Source organism: Rhodococcus sp. NPDC019647, assembly GCF_044389235.1.
Lineage (GTDB): Bacteria > Actinomycetota > Actinomycetes > Mycobacteriales > Mycobacteriaceae > Rhodococcus_F > Rhodococcus_F oxybenzonivorans.
The window spans coordinates 24,990-42,881 of record NZ_JBIRXS010000014.1 but is presented as its reverse complement, the minus strand read 5'-3'; the positions used below and the strand labels follow the sequence as shown (position 1 = coordinate 42,881).

Genomic DNA, 17,892 nt, shown 5'->3' with positions numbered 1-17,892 from the left:
CGACTACTACTACTACTACTACTACTACTACCGGCCCGGATGCGGCGCCCCCTGTGGAACCCCGGCGTTTCCGTAATGTCATGGGGCGCTTCACCACCGGAGTGACGATCATCGGTACCAAACACGCCGATGGCATCCACGCCATGACCGCCAACGGATTCATGTCGGTGTCTTTGGACCCGGCTCTGGCGATGGTGTCCATTGCTACCAAGGCGAAGATGCACGAGATGCTGCTCGCCAGCGGCCGCTACGGGGTGAGCTTTCTCGGTGCCGACCAGGAAACCGTTAGCCGGCACTTCAGCGGGCGCCCCGACCTCCTTCCGGATTTCAGCTTCGACGAGATCGCCGGTGCCCCCCTGGTACGGGGCGCCCTGGCTCGCATCAGTGTCGAGGTGGTCGACGCCCACCGCGCCGGGGACCACACCCTCTTCATCGGGAAGGTCCACCATTTGGACGACGCCCCGGGCGACCCACTCGTTTTCTACTCCGGCGGCTACCGACACCTACTGCGCGCAGCGCACGACACCGAATACTCCGACGCCTGGTCCGGCTTCTGCCTCGAACCGACCGGCCCGCTCACCCTTGCCGGCTGAGTGCTGGCCCGCCGCTGAGGCGAAGACCATATTGTTCACCGAAGGGAACCGATAATGACGCTCGCGCTGGTCTGCACGTCACACAGTCCGCTGCTGGAGTTCAACAACCCCCCGCCCGAGGTCCGCACAGAGGTGGACAGGGCCTTCGCGCAGGCCCGGCAGTTCATCGAAGACTACGACCCCGACCTCGTCGTTTCCTTCGCCCCCGATCACTACAACGGGTTCTTCTACAAGCTCATGCCGTCATTTTGCATCGGCTTCGAGGCCTCGGGCGTGGGGGACTTCGGCAGCTCCGCCGGCCGGCTCGACGTGCCCTCGGCGCTTGCCGAGCAGATGGCGCAGTCGGTGCTGGACCAGGGCGTGGACATTGCAGTCTCCCTCGAGATGGAAGTCGACCACGGTGCGGTCCAGCCCTTGGAAATCCTGCTCGGGGGCATCGCGACGAAGCCGGTGATCCCGATCTTCGTCAATTCCGTGGCGGCACCGTTCGCGCCGATGAAGCGAATCCGCCTGCTCGGCGAGGCCGTGGGCACATTCCTGAAGAATTTCGACGGGAACGTTCTGCTCCTCGGGTCCGGTGGTCTGTCCCACGACCCGCCGGTACCGCGGCTCGAGGCAGCGACCGGGGAACAACGGAAGATGTTGCTGGGTGGCCGCCACCCCACCGCCGCGGCGCGAGCGGTCCGCCAGCAGCGGGTTATCGACACCGCCAAGGCCTTCACCAGGGGTGAGGCCGGCATCATGGACCTCGCCCCGGAGTGGGACCGGCAACTTCTTGACATCCTGGCCTCCGGGGAGCTGGAACGGCTCGATGCGTGGACCGCCAAGGAGATGGCCGCCACGGCAGGCAACTCCGCCCACGAAGTGCGCACCTGGGTCGCGGCCCACAACGCCCTGAAAGCGGCCGCCGGCCAGTACACGGTGACCTCCGAGTACTACCGGCCCATTCCCGAGTACATCGCCGGGTTCGCCGTGACCACGGCCGTACCCGTTCACACGACCGCCGGCCTCACGTAAACAGCGGTCGCTGCCGGAACGGTGCGCGCATGAATGACGCCGACACGCCGGAACACCATCGACCAGGCGCAGCCGGCCGACCTCGGCGCTCTCGCCGCGATCTCCTCGCTGCCGCAAGCAGGCGTATCCCGATCTCCCCGCTCTCCGAACGCTGTCCGGGCTGACCATCGACGGGGCCTACCTGGATCCAGACCAGCGTGCGCGCTCACCTGCTCGGCTCGGGCAGAATGCTGTGTGGGCACAAAGTGGGGGTGACCTCGCAGGTGATGCAGCGTCAGCTCGGGGTCGACCAGCCGGACTTCGGATTCCTGCTCGACGAGATGATCTTCGAGTCCGATCGGTGCGTTCCTGCGGACCGATTCATCACCCCACGTGTGGAACCCGAGGTGGCATTCATCCTCCAGGAGGATCGTGCGGGCGCGGGCCTCACCATCGAGGATGCTGCAGCCGCAGTGGGCCGGATCCGACGGACTGGCCCGGGCTACCCGTCTCGGAGTGCCCGCTACCGCTGCCGGTGTCGACGGTCTCATCGGCATGCCCGGCTTCGAAGACATCGACATCGTCTTCGACGTCACCTCGGCTGTAGCGCACATCGCGAACGCAGAAAGACTCGCCGGGTACGGGAACAAGCTCTCACGACGGCGCGGCTGACCACACTGTTGCTGCCCGGTATCGGAACAATCGACGAGCTGAAGCTCGTGCATTCACTCGGCGTTAGATCGGTCCGCGTCGCCACACACGCCACCGAGGCGGACGTCTCCGCGCAGCACATCAGCGCGGCACGAGAATTGGGCATGGACGTTTCCGGGGTTCTGATGATGAGCCACATGGCGTCACCGACGCACCTCGCCGAGCAAGCCAAGCTGATGTAAGCCTACGGCGTCCACTGCGCGTACATCACCGACTCGGGTGGCCGTCTGACCATGAACGACATACGAGCGCGGATGCGCGCTTACCGAGAGGTCCTCGATCCCGAGACGGAGATCGGAATCCACGCACACCAGAATCTGTCACTGTCCGTGGCTAACTCCGGGGTTGCGGTCGAGGAAGGAGCTGCCAGGGTCGACGCATCCCTGGCCGGGCAAGGAGTTCGAAGCGGGCAACACCCCCATCGAAGCGTTCATCGCCCTCGCAGACCTGACCGGATGGAAGCACACCGGTGATCTGTTCAAGTTGCAGGACACGGCTGACGGCATCGTCCGGCCGCTGCAGGACCGTCCGGTGCAAGTGGACAGGGAGACAATCACTTTGGGCTACTCGGGCGTTTACTCCAGCTTCCTCCGGCACGCGGAGCGTGCGGCCACCACCTACGTACTCGACACCCGCGAAATCCTCGTCGAGGTCGGGCGGCGCGGACTCGTCGGCGGTCAAGAAGACATGATCGTCGACATCGCACCCGACCTCTCGGCCTAGATCTTACGGGGCTTCGCCCGCCCGACGAGTCGTGTGGTGGCGGCTGCGCTCAGGGGCACCGGCGGGTCGGGGTGGTGACCCTGGTCGACGACGTCGATCGGGTGCATGGATCGTCGTAGCGGTTGGTTGGCCTACTGGCCGCCCGACCCACCGGAGCCCACCATCACCGAGAAAAGCCGCGACGCCGACGGTCGGAGCTATCCGTGGAGCGTCAGGTCCACTGGCATGGTCAACCACTACTACTTCTACTGCGTCGCCGCCGACTTCGGCCCGTTCTTCCTCGAGTTCTGCTCGTCCTTTTCCTGCAACGCCAAACTCTGTATCAACGGCCGCCACTGGGCCCAGCGTCAGGCCGCGGGGGCAGGGCTCGGGTTCACCGCACTGGCACTCGACAACGGGTTCGCCGCGGTCGACGATCCGGCCGTGCTGCAGGCGATCTGCGACCGGCTCACCGGGGCACGGATCGATGCGCTGCTGCGCAAGTGGCTGGCGATGCTGCCCGATCCGTTCACCGGCGCCGACCGGGACGGTGAGCCAGTTCCGGAGGAGGGATTAGTGCACCGCCGCGACAAGCTCCAACAGATCAGCAAGTACCGGTTCGATATCCGCGGTGACGACTGCGTCGGCGAGGCCGGACAGTTCGTCGAGCTGGGCGTCGGGGTCTACCACGACGATCTGCCCTGCTCCACTCACCGCACGGAGGGTCCCGGGGTCGTGTCTCCCCAGGCCCAGATAGATCGAGGGGGCGATCGTGCGGGCGAGTGGCCCGATCTCGATCTGCCGCGGTGCGTCGCCCGCGGCCACCGCCGCTGGGGTGGCCGCCACCGCGCCGCCAGTCGCCTGAGCCAACCGCTCGGCCGCCCGGCGCGTCGCCGCATCGAGCCCGGGGCCCAGGCCGATGACCACCCGCGCCGCTGTCAGATGGGGAGCGTCGGGATTCTCGACGCGCCGCTCGATCGGCGTGCACCGGTCGTCGGCGGCCTTGGCGGCCGGCCCGAGGACGTCGACCTGCGGATCGCCCTCGTCTCGGACGGCGGCGACCGGGAAGGACCCGGGGCGCAGTGTGCCCATCGATGGGGTGGTGTGCGCGATGACAGGCGCGAGCACGTTCCCCGCGAGCGCCGGCTTGAGCCAGAGCAGGTCCGGGTCGTCGCTGTCCGCGCCGCGTACCTCGAGCGCGACGAAATCCCCGGTGAGCCCGAGGCCCAACCGGGCCGCGACGCGCGGCGCGTAGTCGCGGCCCCGGGCGCTGAACGGGGCGATCACCGCGAACGGCGAGCCGGCGATGATCGCCGCACTGAGGGCGCTCGTGAACGGCTCCGTGGCGTACTCCTCGAGCCCGGCGTCACCGAGCACGATCACCCGGTCCGCCCCGTGCGCGTGCAGGACGCGCGGCGCGTCGCTGCTGTGCGCACCGGGGAGGACGGCAACGGTCGTGGAGTGCAGCTCGGCAGCGATCGAGCGGGCGCAGGCGAGGGCCTCGAGGCTGGTGGGGTGCAGCCCGCCACCCGGCAGCGGCTCGGCGACCGCCCAGATCTCCCGCGGCGGGGATGCCGGACCGGCAGCGTAGGTCGCGGGCCGGAGGTCCTCGCGGGCCGCCGCGAACGCGGCGGCCAGCATGCTGGCGGCGGCGGGGGCGTCGGCGCCGTGCTCCGTGGAGCGCATACTGCGGCCGGGACGGATCTCGACGACGAAGGTCGGCGAGCCGCGGGTCCCGAAGTCGCGGGGCCCTCCTCCGAGATCATCGGCGGTGACCGTCTCGATGGCCGCGGCGTCGGCGGCGTCGACGACCCAGGGCGGCTCGATTCCACGTCCGACCGACACCAACCCCGGCAGCTCGATGGCCCAGTCCTCCGTGCCGACATCGGTTTCCACCTCGGCCCGGATGCGACCGTCGTCGCCGGTATGCAGGGCCACGACTTGCGTGAGTTGCGGCAGCCCGGCCAGTTCGGCGACCTGCGGACCGACCTGTGCGGTGGCGCCGTCAAGCGTCCAGCGGCCGGTGAGGACGAGGTCCGGCGCTTCACGTTCGACGACCCGGGTGATCGCGCGCGCCGTCGCCAGCGTGTCGGCGCCAGCGAAACGCCGGTCGAGAAGATGGACGGCGCGGTCGGCGCCTCGGCGTAGTGCGTCGACGAGGGTGGCCTGGGCGGCGGGCGGCCCCATCGTGACGGCGACCACCTCCCAGCCGAGCGCGTCGCGAAGCGACAGCGCGTGCGCGAGAGCACACAGATCGGCGGGGTTGGTGATCGCGGCGTCGGAATCGCGGCGAATGCGCTTGGTGCGTTCGTCGAAGGAGACCGCCCCCGGGGCGGGTACCTGCTTGAGGCAGACGAGGACGCGGCCGCTGCCGGAAGCGCTCATCCCAGCTCTCCCGTCACGAGGTCTTCGCTCACATCCTGGTATTCCTCGCCCGGCCTGAGCTTCCGGAATTCCTTCTTGCGCGCCCCGCAGACCGGACAGACCCAGTCGTCGGGGATGTCCTGGAAGGCAGTTCCCGGGGGGATGCCACCGTCCGGGTCACCCAGCTGGGGGTCGTACACGTCTTCACAGACCTCGCAGACCCACAGCTCGGTTGCCGGGTCCGCCTGTGTCTCTTCCGTCGCGATCAGAATCTTCATGAACCCTCCACGGTGCGTTTGATACTAGTATGCTAGCGCGCTATTGGACATAGTGGAAGGCAGTTTGCCACAGACCTCCCCGTCGGTGGACACGGCTGGTCCACGGATCGGGGGTGGGGACTCGGCAGGCATCGTGCGGCGCTCCGGCGGGCGCACGGATGCTTGCTCGCGGACGTCGATCACCCGGGAGGCCCTCGACCTGGCCTCGGCGAAATCACACCCCCGCCACGCACCCTCGGCTCGGTTGTCCCTAGCGGCGCGGCATCGAAGAAGCGTTGCAGAGCTTGATGTTCCGGCGCGTGTGACGTTCATGGTGTCGGCCAAGCCGTCGGCGTGGGTTCGGGTGATCCACCACACCGCAGTGGCATCAACCGCACCCAACTAGCGTAGTAACATTCTAGCCGGATCGGGTACGCGTCCACCGGTGCAATACACTGGAGTGAATCGATCACTTCGCACACCTAGGATCCCATGGTCAGTCAGCGCCTCAATCGAAGCGGTCAAGCGTATGAGCAGCTCACCGCGGAGATCCTCCGCGGTCGCTGGCAGCCGGGCGACACGCTCTCGACTTACGCGCTGTCCGAGGAGCTGCAGATCAGTCGCACGCCGGTGTCCGAGGCCCTCAAGCGACTGGAGTCAGAGGGACTCGTGGAGATCATCCCGCAGGTCGGGTGTCGCGTTGTTCGGCCGAGTTCCACGACCGTCACCGAGCTGTTCGCGATACGTGGCGTGCTCGAGGGCCTCGCCGCCGAGGTGGCCGCCAAAGCGATGAGCGCCCAGCAGCTCGCTGAGCTCGGTGGCGTGCTCGAGCGGATGGAAGCGGCCATTGATCATGGGGACGAAGTGGCCTACGGTGACCTCAACTACGAGTTCCACCTGAAGATCATCGAGGGTAGCGGCATGCCGCGGCTCATCCAGACCGTCGAGGGCGTGTGGTCGCTGCTGCGCTATCAGCTTGCGCGGCTTCCGTTCACGGGCGACCAGATGGGGGAGTCGATGACGGAATCCAGAACCGAGCATCGGGCCATCTTCGAGGCGCTCGAGCGACGTACCGCCAAGCGTGCCCGGACCCTCGCAGAGCAGCACACCCGTCGGTGCGGCGACCGCTTCGTCGCCTACCTGGAGGGTGTCGCCGCCCCGCGGCGAGGAGGAGAGAAGCCATGACCGAGCTGTCGGCATTGATCGCTCGTGCCCTCGACGACATGTGTGAGTACCAGGAGCGCTTCACGCGCGACCCGGGCCATGCCCAGGTGTCGCTCGCCGGCATTCCACATGCCCTGGTTCCGACCCACGTCGTGGCCAGCGACCTGCCGCGCGAGCTGGTCGAGATCCTCGGTGCCGAGCTGGCACCCGCGGTGATGTACCGGTTCGGTCGGCTCATCGGGCTCAGCCACGCGGCGGCGTTCTTCGCGGACCGCAAGATCGGCATGACCGAACCGCAGTATCGCGTGCTTACCGGCCCGTTCCACTTCGCATGGGCGGGCTACGGAGACGTGCAACTGCTCCTATGGGAGCCCAAGCTCGACGAGGACTTCCTCGTGCTGTGGGAGTCGGACAACTCGTTCAGTGCGCGAGAGGCGCTGAACGACGGGCACCGCAGCCGGGCCTGCCATCTCCAGGCGGGATACGCGGCGGGCTGGGCCTCGGAGGCGACAGGCCTCCCAATCGATGTGCAAGAGATCGCCTGTCGGGCAGAGGGCGTGTCGTACTGCCGCTTCGCGATGGCCCACCGCGATCGTGTGTCGCTGTGGATGCGCGATCCGCGCCTGCACCGCCCGACCAAGCAGTACAAAGTGATGCCGGCCAGTATGCCCCGCGCCGCGTCCGTCTGACGACGCGTCGGCAAGGTCGCCGGCTGACGAGCGGCGACCCCTTGCGTGCGCCACAGTTCATGCGAGCCCTGGGTACTGGAGCTGACCACACGCCTTTCACCCTGACGCAGCAGCGTCCAACCGCGGCGCGCGCAAGGGAAAGACGAACGATGTGGGCAGCCGACGAGCACGGGCACGCGCTCCGCCAACGAGAGGTCCGCACCGCCCGCCCGTCGCTTCAGGTTGGAATGATCAAGGGCCGCAGCGGGTCCCAACCTCGCTGCGGCAGGGCGAGGAAACGCGCCCTCGGCATCATCGGTGGAGTGCCGTCCGTACACGACCCGCGCATGTCCAATGCTGATGATGTGACCTGGCCCAGGGCGGCGTCCCGGTCGCGCGTCGACCGGGACGGTCCTCATCTGCTGTTCCGCGGCGGCGTCGGATGCTCGATGCAGGGCGGACATTTCACCGTCGTGCGCGAGGGCTTTCCGGTTACACCGACCAGTCGGTGCCGTCGATCTGGCCCATCATCTTCATCGCTGCTTCCAGGGATGGAAGGTTCGCCATAGCGACCGACATGGGGCCGCGGAACTTGACCTTGCGGGTGACCATCGCCTTGGCTGCCGGGAGTTCGCCCAGGCCGAGGCGCTGCCAGGTGTCCGTATTGGCTGTCAGCACGAACTCGGGCTTGACGCCGTCAGCCGGGGCGCCCGCCCGGACGACCTCGCCGAGGACCACCTGGATCTGACCTGCGCGGCTCTCGTCCTCGGCGAGTCGGTACTCGATGACCATGCTCAGTTTCTTGAGTCCCTGGCGTGTCGCCTCGGTGTTGTTCCACAGCTCGCCGTATGTCTGCATCCACTCGGGGGAAAGGACGGGTGTTGTCATGTTGCGCTCTCCTTGTTGGTGGCCCACGACACACAATCCGGTCGTCGGTGACCTACGACACAAAAATACGTTGACCGATGTGAGCAAAGATACTAACATGGTAGAACGTCAGTCAAGTAGCTGGCTTTGCGCGGGATCGAATTCGCTTCGTAGGACCACACTTTCAGGGTTCGATGGCCCGCACTTTCAGGGTTCGTAGGCCCGCACTTCCAGAAGGAGAAAGAGAATGTCTGACTCGAGAAAGCCGAAAGCATGCTGAGCAACGAACTCCGGCAGACCCTCCAGAAGGGTTTGCACGACGTGAAGTCCGACTGGACCGTCCCCGCCTCGATCATCAACGATCCCGAGGTGCACGACGTCGAGCGCGAGCGGGTCTTCGGTCACGCGTGGGTCTTTCTCGCGCATGAGAGTGAGATCCCCGAGCGCGGTGATTACGTCGTGCGGTACATCTCCGAGGATCAGTTCATCGTCTGCCGCGACGAGGACGGCGAAATCCGCGGGCACCTCAACGCTTGCCGCCACCGCGGTATGCAGGTGTGCCGCGCGGAGATGGGGAACGCCTCACACTTCCGGTGCCCGTACCACGGCTGGACCTACAGCAACACGGGAAGTTTGGTCGGCGTGCCGGCCGGCAAGGACGCGTACGGCAATCAGCTGAAGAAGTCCGACTGGAACCTGCGGCCGATGCCGAACCTGGCCACCTACAAGGGCCTGATCTTCGGCTCGCTGGACCCGAACGCCGATTCGCTGGAGGACTACCTCGGCGATATGAAGTTCTACCTCGATATTGTTCTGGACCGCAGTGACGCCGGGTTGCAGGTCGTCGGCGCCCCGCAGCGGTGGGTGGTCGACGCGAACTGGAAGCTCGGCGCAGACAACTTCGTCGGCGACGCCTACCACACCATGATGACCCACCGCTCGATGGTCGAGCTGGGGCTCGCCCCGCCCGACCCGCAGTTCGCGCTCTACGGAGAGCACGTCCACACCGAGCACGGTCACGGCCTGGGCATCATCGGTCCGCCGCCGGGTATGCCGCTGCCGGAGTTCATGGGCATGCCGGAGAACATCGTCGAGGAGTTGGGGCGTCGGCTCACGCCGGAGCAGGTCGAGATCTTCCGGCCCAATGCCTTCATCCATGGCACCGTGTTCCCGAATCTGTCGATCGGCAACTTCCTGATGGCCAAGGACCACCTCTCCCCACCGACGCCGTTCCTGACGCTGCGCCTCTGGCACCCGCTCGGACCGGACAAGATGGAGGTGATGTCGTTCTTCCTCGTCGAAAAGGAGGCGCCCGACTGGTTCAAGGACGAGAGCTACAAGGCCTACCTGCGCACCTTCGGGATCTCCGGCGCCTTCGAACAGGACGACGCCGAGAACTGGCGCAGTATCACCCGTGTTCTGGGTGGTCAGTTCGCCAAGACAGGGGAGCTCAACTACCAGATGGGGCGCGGCGTTCTCGAGCCCGACCCGAACTGGCCCGGACCCGGGGAGGCCTACCCGCTGGACTACGCCGAGGCCAACCAGCGCAACTTCCTCGAATACTGGATGCAGCTCATGCTCGCGGACACACCGCTGCACGCCGGCAACAGCAACGGCAACGGCAAGGTGGAGACGTCGGCGCCGGCCGCCCCCAAGACCCCAGCGAAAGCGGAGGCGTAGGCCATGAGTACGCAGACACAGATCTCGGCCACCACCGTCCGTGAGATCACCGACTGGCTCTACATGGAGGCCGGGCTGCTCGACGCCGGTAGGTACCGGGAATGGCTGGACCTCGTCGCCGAGGACCTGAGCTACATTGTGCCCCTGAGGGTCACCCGGGAGCGTGAGGCCGTGACCGACGTCGTCGAGGGAATGACCCACATGGACGACGACGCGGACTCGATGGAGATGCGCGTGCTGCGCCTCGAGACCGAGTACGCGTGGGCAGAGGACCCGCCGTCGCGCTCACGGCACTTCGTCACCAACGTTCAAGTCGCGCCAGGCGATAGCGAGGACGAGTTCGAGGTTACCTCGAACCTGCTGCTCTACCGCACCCGCGGTGACGTTGCTACCTACGACGTCCTCTCGGGCGAACGTAAGGACGTGCTCCGGCGCGCGGGCGACGGCTTCCGTCTCGCCAAACGTGTTGTGCTGCTTGATCAGACCACGATAATGACACACAACCTCGCCCTGATCATGTGACGGAGGAGCCTACATGAGCATCATCCACAACGACCGCGGAGAACCGATAATCCAGATCGCCAACGAGTTCACGGTGATCCAGGTCGGCTACACCCGCACCGGCAGTGGTGAGCGCCTCGTCATCACCTCGCCGCGCCTCGGATTCCAGACCCATCTGGATCCGCTGCAACTCGAGAGCCTCACCTGGCAGACGCCGGACATGTACTCGGCGCTGCTCGACACGCCCTACGGACCGGGCTCGGAACTCAAAGCGAGCCCCCTGTCGGCTCTATTCAGAAAGGACTGATTCCCTTGGGATTCCTGGACGGCAAGGTGGCGCTCGTCACCGGCGGCGGATCGGGTATCGGCCGCGCTGTGGTCGAGCTCTACGTGCAACAGGGCGCAAAAGTGGGGATCCTCGAGATCTCCCCGGAGAAGGTGAAGGACCTGCGCAACGCACTGCCCGCCGACTCCGTCGTGGTGACGGAAGGCGACGCCACGTCGATGGCCGACAACGAACGCGCCGTCGCCGACGTCGTGGACGCGTTCGGGCCGCTCACCACGCTCGTCTGCGTGGTCGGCGTATTCGACTACTTCACCGAGATTCCGCAACTGCCCAAGGACAAGATCAGCGAGGCGTTCGATCAACTCTTCGGCGTCAACGTCAAGAGCAACCTGCTCAGCGTGAAGGCGGCGCTCGACGAGCTGATCGAGAACGAGGGCGACATCATCCTCACCCTCTCCAACGCTGCGTTCTACCCCGGTGGCGGCGGCCCGCTGTATGTGTCGTCGAAGTTCGCCGTACGCGGCCTCGTGACCGAGCTCGCGTACGAGCTGGCGCCGAAGGTGCGCGTCAACGGCGTGGCACCAGGCGGCACCATCACCGAGCTGCGCGGCATCCCCGCTCTGGCCAACGAGGGCCAACGTCTCAAGGACGTGCCGGACATCGAGGGTTTGATCGAGGGCATCAATCCGCTGGGCATCGTCGCCCAGCCTGAGGATCACTCATGGGCATACGCGCTTCTCGCCTCGCGGGAGCGGACCTCGGCGGTGACCGGCACCATCATCAACAGCGACGGCGGTCTCGGGGTCCGCGGTATGACGCGGATGGCGGGTCTCGCGCAGTGAGGGTCGGCGCGTGGGCGGGCCACTCCTCCCACGCGCCGTGACGGGTTCGGGCGTCCACCAGCACGGCGACGGTCCCCGCCGTCGGGCTGGTGTCCGCTGCGATCATTCCTGCCCAGCCCGACCGTTCCTGACCTTCAGCGGCCACCGTGGAGGGGGCGCTTCCCGAACCGTTAGGACGTCAACGACGACATTGGAAACGACACCTTCACATCGGAGATGGCATGGCACAGAAATTCGGAGTCAATGACCTGCGCGGCGTCGTCGCGGTCACGCCGACCCCGGCGCTCCCCGGCGCGGGGGAGCTCGCCGGGCGCGACACGGTCGACCTCGAGGAGACGGACCGGATGATCCGGCGGCTGATCGCCGACGGCGTCGACGGCATCATCACCAACGGCACGCTCGGCGAGATGGCAACCCTGACCCTCACCGAGTGGCAGGCATTCACACGGCGCGTGTCCGAAGTCGTGTCCGAGGTCGCCCCCGACCTGCCGCTGTTCATCGGGGCGACCACACTGAACACCCGTGACACCGTCGACCGGATCCGCTTCCTGGAAGATCTCGGGATCCAGGGGGTGTTCCTCGGTCGTCCGATGTGGGGCGGACTCGGCGCCGACACGATGGCCGCCTTCTACCGCGATATCGCCGACACGTTCCCCGACATGGCGATCGTGCTCTACGACAACCCTGAAGCATTCAAAGGCCCGATCCCATCACCGGTCTACGCCGAGCTCGCCACGCTGCCCCAGGTCATCGGCGCGAAATACATTGCGCTCACCCCGAAGTTCGCGGTGGACATCGCCGCGGTCGACGGCAAGATGCGGCTGCTGCCGCTCGAAAGCGACTGGCTGGCGACCCGCACCCTCTACCCGGACGAGGCGCTTGGCTGTTGGAGCAGCAGCGCGCTGTGCGGCCCGGAGCCCGTGCTCGCCCTCCGGGACGCACTCGCATCCGGAAACCTCGATGCGGCGCGACATCTGACCCATCGCATCGACTGGACCTACGAGCCGTTCCTCGCCCGTACCAACTTCCCCGAGTTCTCCAAGTACAACGTCACCCTGGAGAAGCTCCGCTTCGACGAGGCTGGCTACATCAACGCCGGGCCCGCCCGTCCCCCATTTCTGACAGCACCCGAGGCCTATGCCGAGGGCGCGCGCGAAAACGGACGTCGGTGGCGCCATCTCGTCGACGAAATCACCACCACGAACTAGCGGCCCGTGCTAGAAGTTCTTTAATGGTACGCCTGGTCCAGTTTCCCCCAGCAGATACCGCGTTCGCGACGTAACCGATGCCTCGACTCGGGACCTCGCCGAAAGCCTGGAAGGTTCGATAGATGCCCGTACTCATCCTTCATGCTGCGATCGCATGCGCCAGACTGCTGACGCCCCGGCGTCCCACGGAGACGATCCAACGCATGCTCACGAATATCGCGGTCGCGCTGGCCACTACGAGATGGGTGGCCATGGCTGCGAGCGAACAGCAGGAGGGCCCTGTGTCCATCTCGATTGAGAGATAGACCTTCCGAGTTCGAACAGCACGACCCAGTACGCCGACCACTGCCTGGATCGCGACAATTGGTCGGCGATGCTCAAGCTGGACGGAGAGGCGCGAGGCCGTGATGCCTTCGCTGGTATGAACGGTCTCAGGGTGATTGAACGGTGGGTCCAGGGAGGCGCCGTGTCCCCTTCGGCGGCACGGCAGGTCCGCACAATCCGCGCAGCACGACCAGCGTAATTGCCGCGCTGGCCATCAAGGACAAGGAGATTGGATCGATGACCGACAAGCTGAAGCTCTTCTCACAGGAGTGGTGTGACGCAGCACTCGACGCGGTCAATGCCAACGATGCGGTGTACGAGGGTTTCAAGGATCCTGACACGTTCACCAACAAGTTGGAATTCGGCGTCATCGGCCGGGACGATGTCGCCTGCCATCTCGAATTCAAAGAGGGCAAGGTCGTCTCGTTTACGCCGCGGACGTTCGACGAGAGTGAGCTGTGGCTGATCATCAACGGCAGCCTCGAGACCTGGCAGGCCGCCGCCGCGGGTAAGGAAGAAGGCGGAAAGCTGCTGATGAAGGGGCAGATCAAGTTCGCCAAGGGCCCGATGTCCGCGGCGATCGAGAACGCGGGAGCACTCAACAACTTCCTGCTTACCTGGGGTCAGGTCCCCACCGACTGGGACGTCTGATCCCACGAAACTCTCGCACGGGGCACGCGCCCGACCCCTCATCCGGGTGAGTCGTCCGTGCAGGACCGCACGAAACGCCGTCACCCTGTCTGAAAGGCCCACTCCATGACTACTGTTGAATCCGGCGCGTACCCCGTCAGTTTGTTCGATGGTGAGGACGCGAATGGCGTCGCCAACATCGTCGGGATGTTGCTCGGGCAGAACCTCGAGAACTTTCCGTCGCGAATCAAGTTCGCACGCAAGATCGCTCGACCGGTCTCCATTATCAGCACGGACACCGACAGCGCCTGCACAATCGTGTTCGGCACCGACGAGGCGGTCGTCTACAACGACGTCGTCGGGAAACCAGCCGTGACCGTCATCGCCACCGTCGATCAGATCCTGGATGTGTCACAGTTGCCGATGAAGGCCGGCGGGCTGATCCCGGTGGGTTTCTTCACCGGCCGGGGCATGACGGTGCTCGGGGAAATCGTGAAGCACAAGCTGGTCGTGAAGGGTCTACTCACCCACACCGTGACCGCGCTGCGCACCATCGCGTTGGTCTCGGTGATCGAACCATGACCTCGCTCTCGGGCCGCAGCCGCCCGGCCAGTCACGCCTCCGAGGACCCGGCGATGCAGTTCGAATTGCCCTATGCGGACGACGACGTCGTGCAGGGCGGGGAACCGCCTCGGGCGTCGAAGGCCACGAACATCGCCAGGGGGTTGCTCCTGCTCGCCCTGATCCCGGTCTCGGTGTTCTACCTGGGCCCGCGGATCTACAACCTGACCGCCACCCCCTACCGCCTGGACCAGGCGGTGGTTTCCGCCGGGAACTACAACCCGGCGCTGGACAAGATCGTCGAGCACGAGAAGGTGACCCTGTCCGCGTTCGCGTCGCTGGAGAAGATGAAGACCGCGCTCGCGAGTGTTCTCGTCACCGATGCGACCGTCACCGCCGAGCTCCATACCTTGACCGGTCAGATCAGCGGCGATGTGCAGGCGACGCTCGATCAGGCCGGCGCGAACGTGACCGACCTCATTGCCTCCCTCGACACTCTGACCACGCACATCAACTCGTTGCAGCCTCCCGTCGACGGCGCCACCGCGGCCCTCGCGGCCGACAGCGCCACGTTGGGGGTCATCCTCGACGACGCCCGTTCGACGGCGGCGAAGGTGCACAACGCCCGGGTCTCCGCGGAGGAGTCCGCGAACGACCTGTCAGGAAAATAGGAGAAGTTCTGTGATTTTCTTCGGACGCCGCGGCGGTCCCGCCCGGATGGTTCTGGCGATCGTGGCGGTCGGTGTACTCGGTCTGCTCACGTTCGTGGTGTTCAACCTCAACACCCGCCTCGACAATCAGCAGCGCGCCAACGTGACGAGCATCGCCGCTTCTCAGGACATCGTCGACGTCAACGACAAAGTGACCGGCCAACTCCGGCAACTGACCGAGCTCACCCACACGGCACAGACCGCGCTCGATGCCACCTCCGCGCTCGGTCCACTGCTGACGAAGTTGGATGAGGCGATCGCCCCGGCGGCGGCGATGCTGGCCAGCAGCACCGCGGGCGCACAGATGACCAACGACCAGCTCACCAACATCCAGTCCATCCTCGGCGAGGTCCAGAACACCGTGCTCCCGTTGGTGTCCTCCGCGGAAGCGTTCGGGGAGCAAGGCAACCAGCTGCTGGTGATCGTGCAGGGGCTGGTGAGCGACCTGAGGGTCTCGGTCGAGGCGGCGAAAACGATCAACCAGATGCTTCCACTTCCCGGCTGAGCACCCTTTCACCGTCGACGATCCGACACTACTTCCACTGGACGTGATATGCAGCAGCGCAACGATCTACCTCCCGACGTTCTCCCACCCCGAGGTGTGACCAAATATCAGCGATTCGATGTGCCCGCGGCGGCGCTGCCCTACCGGAAAGGCACCAAGCCGCATCGGCCGGATGTGCTGGTGCCCGCGATCCCCGACGCGACCGGGTTCTCGGTGGCAATCGAGTGGCTGGGCCGCCTCGCCGCGGTCATCGCCGTCGTCCTGTTCGCACTGGTGGTGGCCTCCATCCACAAGGGGCTGCAGGTGCAACACAGCGCGCGCACCGTCGTGGACAACTTCCGCCTCACCAACGACTTCTTCGCCCAACGCGCGGACCTGACCGCGCCCGCCACCGCCCGCAAACAACTCGACGAACTGACAGGAGTCTTGACCCAGCTCAACACCGCGACCGCGACCGACGTCGACCACCTCGACGCCCTCCTGCCGAACGCGCGCACGTTGCTCGCCGCCGGCCAAGGTGACACACAGATCGCCGGCCAACTCGAGGGGGTCGCCACCACATTGCAGGGCTCGGCGGCATCCCTGCATCAGATATCGGCAGGCGCGAACACGACCGTGACCGGCGTCGACAACGAACTCACCCAGGCACTCGACCTGGTGAACCAGCTCAACGCGGAACTCACCCGCACGACGAACAAGCTCGCGCTCGTTCCCGCCACCGACGCCTTCATTCCTGCCCCCGGAGGGAACTGATGATCACCAGAAAGTTGTGGACCGCGATCGTACTCGTGCTGGGTGCGGGGTCGGCGGTGGTTCTGTGCGCCCTCAACGGGTTCTTTCCCGCGCTGCGTGATGTGAGCGATCCGCTGGGGCGGCCGTCGAAACTCAGTCTCGAGCTGATCGATTCCGCAGGCCAATTCGACACCCTGACCGCGATTCTCGTCCCCAAGCACGCGCGTCTGGCCTCCGACATCCAGACCTTGACGCCGCTCGCGAACGATCTCGAAGGACTCACCGACAAGGCCAGCGAACTCTCCGGTCAAGCCAAGACACTGAACGCCTCCACCAGTACCGTCAGCGAGATCGCGGCGCCGCTGCCCGACCTCATCGTGAAGGTGACCGGTCGTGCCGACACCGCGAGCCCGACGGTGGCCGGATTGTCCACTGCGGTGGGATCGGTTACCACCCAGCTGGAGGCGATCAACCACGGATTGACCACCGTCCAGGGATCCCTCGGTGCGCTCGGCCCGAAAGCCTCCGCCATCTCTGCGACCCTCGCAATCGTTCGGGAAGAGGCCGCACACGTGCAGGAGTTCGGCCCCCTCCTCGCGGTAATCGGCCCCCCGGTCAATGACCTGAACCTCCCCGCCCTCGGTGTCGCACCCGCACCGCCCTCATGACCGCCCGCACCGGCTTGTGGCCGACCACTGAGCGAGTGAAAGGCAGAACTTGATGTTTCGGCTCTCCTGGGCGATCGCCCTGTCCTTTACCATTGCGGTTCTCGCTGGCATCCTGATCGTGACGCGCGATCTGAGTATCTCGAACGACATCTTCAAAGAGGGAGTGGCACAAGCGAAGATCGTCGACAGTACAACCGACCAGGCACTGGACGGTGCGCAGCAGTTGCCCCCCGCTGATCAGGCCCTCCACGAGGGTCTACCCCAGGTGGTGGGGGTACTCGACTCCCTCGCCAGAGCCGACCGGACTCTGGGTTCGCTCGGTGATCACTTGCAGTCTCTGGGGGACGCCTTGAAGTCCGCGGACGCCCCGCTCGGCGGGATCATCGATGCCGGCCAGTCCGCAACCGATCAGGCGAACGCGGCGGCCGCCCCGGCCGCGGACATCGTGAACACCCTGTCCGCGGCCGATACGAAGGTTCAAGCCTTGGGCCCGTTGCTCGACCGATCACTCGCCCTCAGCCAGACGATCGACTCGAAACTGCGCATCGCGCTCACCCTGCCGAAAGTAGGAAACTGAGGTCCGACGATCCGATACGCAGTCCGAGCGGTCGCGCTCCCCGGCTTCTACGGTAGGCATCCACGGTGAAGCGAATGTGCGCCCCTCTCCCGTGCTCGTCGCGCAGGAGCGCATCCTCGAATCAATACGCTCACAACCTATGTCTGCCTGGGCCGAACAAGAACTCTCAGCGTCGACCTTCTACGACTTCACAGAACTCGATCGTGCTCGCGACTGTGTGCCGGGAGTGTCGGCGAGATGAGCAACCTGCGATTCCATTCGCGTAGTTGGTCGATTGTGTCTTTGCCTTGCTAAAGCTAAAGAGTCGGCCGCACTCAATTGGACATAGCGGTTTCCCGCCGGACCG

Annotated in this window: 20 protein-coding genes and 1 pseudogene; 18 read left to right on the top strand and 3 right to left on the bottom strand. The window is 65.8% G+C overall.

Features of this window, described 5'->3' with window-relative positions; all coding sequences use genetic code 11:
* Positions 1 to 80 precede the first annotated feature (80 nt).
* The 4 genes and pseudogenes from ACH49N_RS23115 to dmpG form a co-directional block, all read left to right on the top strand.
* Positions 81 to 593, top strand: a complete 513-nt coding sequence (locus ACH49N_RS23115; RefSeq protein ID WP_005253601.1) for a flavin reductase family protein — start codon at positions 81 to 83, stop codon at positions 591 to 593.
* 54 nt (positions 594 to 647) lie between these two features.
* A complete protein-coding gene (locus ACH49N_RS23110; RefSeq protein ID WP_012687235.1) occupies positions 648 to 1,610 on the top strand; it encodes a 3-carboxyethylcatechol 2,3-dioxygenase in 963 nt (320 codons plus the stop codon).
* 438 nt (positions 1,611 to 2,048) lie between these two features.
* The gene (locus ACH49N_RS23105) at positions 2,049 to 2,261 is read left to right on the top strand and encodes a hypothetical protein (protein WP_012687237.1); all 213 of its coding nucleotides are present in this window, start codon (positions 2,049 to 2,051) and stop codon (positions 2,259 to 2,261) included.
* Positions 2,240 to 3,023: pseudogene (dmpG, locus tag ACH49N_RS23100) on the top strand (4-hydroxy-2-oxovalerate aldolase); the annotation flags it as partial. The gene ACH49N_RS23105 and the pseudogene dmpG, both read left to right, overlap by 22 nt.
* 552 nt (positions 3,024 to 3,575) lie before the next feature.
* Here the strand turns inward: dmpG and ACH49N_RS23095 are convergent.
* Both ACH49N_RS23095 and ACH49N_RS23090 read right to left on the bottom strand, forming a co-directional pair.
* On the bottom strand, positions 3,576 to 5,387 hold the full coding sequence (locus ACH49N_RS23095) for an FAD-binding protein (RefSeq protein ID WP_012687240.1): 1,812 nt from the start codon (positions 5,385 to 5,387) through the stop codon (positions 3,576 to 3,578).
* On the bottom strand, positions 5,384 to 5,644 hold the full coding sequence (locus ACH49N_RS23090) for a rubredoxin (RefSeq protein ID WP_005253614.1): 261 nt from the start codon (positions 5,642 to 5,644) through the stop codon (positions 5,384 to 5,386). The genes ACH49N_RS23095 and ACH49N_RS23090 overlap by 4 nt, the downstream gene beginning before the upstream one ends.
* Before the next feature lie 471 nt (positions 5,645 to 6,115).
* On the opposite strand from ACH49N_RS23090, the gene ACH49N_RS23085 reads away from it, so the two are divergent.
* The gene (locus ACH49N_RS23085) at positions 6,116 to 6,808 is read left to right on the top strand and encodes a GntR family transcriptional regulator (protein WP_012687241.1); all 693 of its coding nucleotides are present in this window, start codon (positions 6,116 to 6,118) and stop codon (positions 6,806 to 6,808) included.
* Positions 6,805 to 7,476, top strand: a complete 672-nt coding sequence (locus ACH49N_RS23080) for a V4R domain-containing protein (RefSeq protein ID WP_012687242.1) — start codon at positions 6,805 to 6,807, stop codon at positions 7,474 to 7,476. The genes ACH49N_RS23085 and ACH49N_RS23080 overlap by 4 nt, the downstream gene beginning before the upstream one ends.
* A gap of 471 nt (positions 7,477 to 7,947) precedes the next feature.
* Here ACH49N_RS23080 and ACH49N_RS23075 read toward each other — a convergent pair whose 3' ends face one another.
* Positions 7,948 to 8,343 (bottom strand): SCP2 sterol-binding domain-containing protein, encoded by a 396-nt coding sequence (locus ACH49N_RS23075; protein WP_005253619.1) that lies wholly within the window; start codon positions 8,341 to 8,343, stop codon positions 7,948 to 7,950.
* 252 nt (positions 8,344 to 8,595) lie between these two features.
* Between ACH49N_RS23075 and ACH49N_RS23070 the strand changes: the two genes are divergently transcribed.
* From ACH49N_RS23070 to ACH49N_RS23015, 12 genes are all read left to right on the top strand, one after another.
* Positions 8,596 to 10,002, top strand: coding sequence for a Rieske 2Fe-2S domain-containing protein (locus tag ACH49N_RS23070; protein WP_005569761.1), 1,407 nt, complete (start codon positions 8,596 to 8,598; stop codon positions 10,000 to 10,002).
* Between the two features lie 3 nt (positions 10,003 to 10,005).
* Positions 10,006 to 10,524 (top strand): aromatic-ring-hydroxylating dioxygenase subunit beta, encoded by a 519-nt coding sequence (locus ACH49N_RS23065; RefSeq protein WP_005253626.1) that lies wholly within the window; start codon positions 10,006 to 10,008, stop codon positions 10,522 to 10,524.
* 13 nt (positions 10,525 to 10,537) lie between these two features.
* Positions 10,538 to 10,810, top strand: coding sequence for a hypothetical protein (locus ACH49N_RS23060; protein ID WP_005253629.1), 273 nt, complete (start codon positions 10,538 to 10,540; stop codon positions 10,808 to 10,810).
* A 5-nt stretch (positions 10,811 to 10,815) separates the two neighbouring features.
* Complete coding sequence (hcaB, locus tag ACH49N_RS23055; protein ID WP_012687243.1) at positions 10,816 to 11,631, top strand: 3-(cis-5,6-dihydroxycyclohexa-1,3-dien-1-yl)propanoate dehydrogenase; 816 nt, start codon at positions 10,816 to 10,818, stop codon at positions 11,629 to 11,631.
* Positions 11,632 to 11,852: 221 nt separating this feature from the next.
* Positions 11,853 to 12,839, top strand: a complete 987-nt coding sequence (locus ACH49N_RS23050; RefSeq protein WP_005570095.1) for a dihydrodipicolinate synthase family protein — start codon at positions 11,853 to 11,855, stop codon at positions 12,837 to 12,839.
* Positions 12,840 to 13,400: 561 nt separating this feature from the next.
* Positions 13,401 to 13,814, top strand: coding sequence for an SCP2 sterol-binding domain-containing protein (locus ACH49N_RS23045; RefSeq protein WP_005253633.1), 414 nt, complete (start codon positions 13,401 to 13,403; stop codon positions 13,812 to 13,814).
* A gap of 105 nt (positions 13,815 to 13,919) precedes the next feature.
* Positions 13,920 to 14,375, top strand: a complete 456-nt coding sequence (locus ACH49N_RS23040) for a hypothetical protein (RefSeq protein WP_012687245.1) — start codon at positions 13,920 to 13,922, stop codon at positions 14,373 to 14,375.
* Entirely contained in the window at positions 14,372 to 15,025 is a 654-nt protein-coding gene (locus tag ACH49N_RS23035) for a hypothetical protein (RefSeq protein WP_012687246.1), read from the top strand. Before ACH49N_RS23040 ends, ACH49N_RS23035 begins: the two co-directional genes overlap by 4 nt.
* A gap of 10 nt (positions 15,026 to 15,035) precedes the next feature.
* Positions 15,036 to 15,569, top strand: coding sequence for a hypothetical protein (locus ACH49N_RS23030; RefSeq protein WP_012687247.1), 534 nt, complete (start codon positions 15,036 to 15,038; stop codon positions 15,567 to 15,569).
* A gap of 48 nt (positions 15,570 to 15,617) precedes the next feature.
* A complete protein-coding gene (locus ACH49N_RS23025; RefSeq protein ID WP_012687248.1) occupies positions 15,618 to 16,322 on the top strand; it encodes a hypothetical protein in 705 nt (234 codons plus the stop codon).
* A complete protein-coding gene (locus ACH49N_RS23020; protein WP_012687249.1) occupies positions 16,322 to 16,969 on the top strand; it encodes a hypothetical protein in 648 nt (215 codons plus the stop codon). The genes ACH49N_RS23025 and ACH49N_RS23020 overlap by 1 nt, the downstream gene beginning before the upstream one ends.
* A gap of 52 nt (positions 16,970 to 17,021) precedes the next feature.
* A complete protein-coding gene (locus ACH49N_RS23015) occupies positions 17,022 to 17,546 on the top strand; it encodes a hypothetical protein (protein WP_012687250.1) in 525 nt (174 codons plus the stop codon).
* Positions 17,547 to 17,892: the final 346 nt, after the last annotated feature.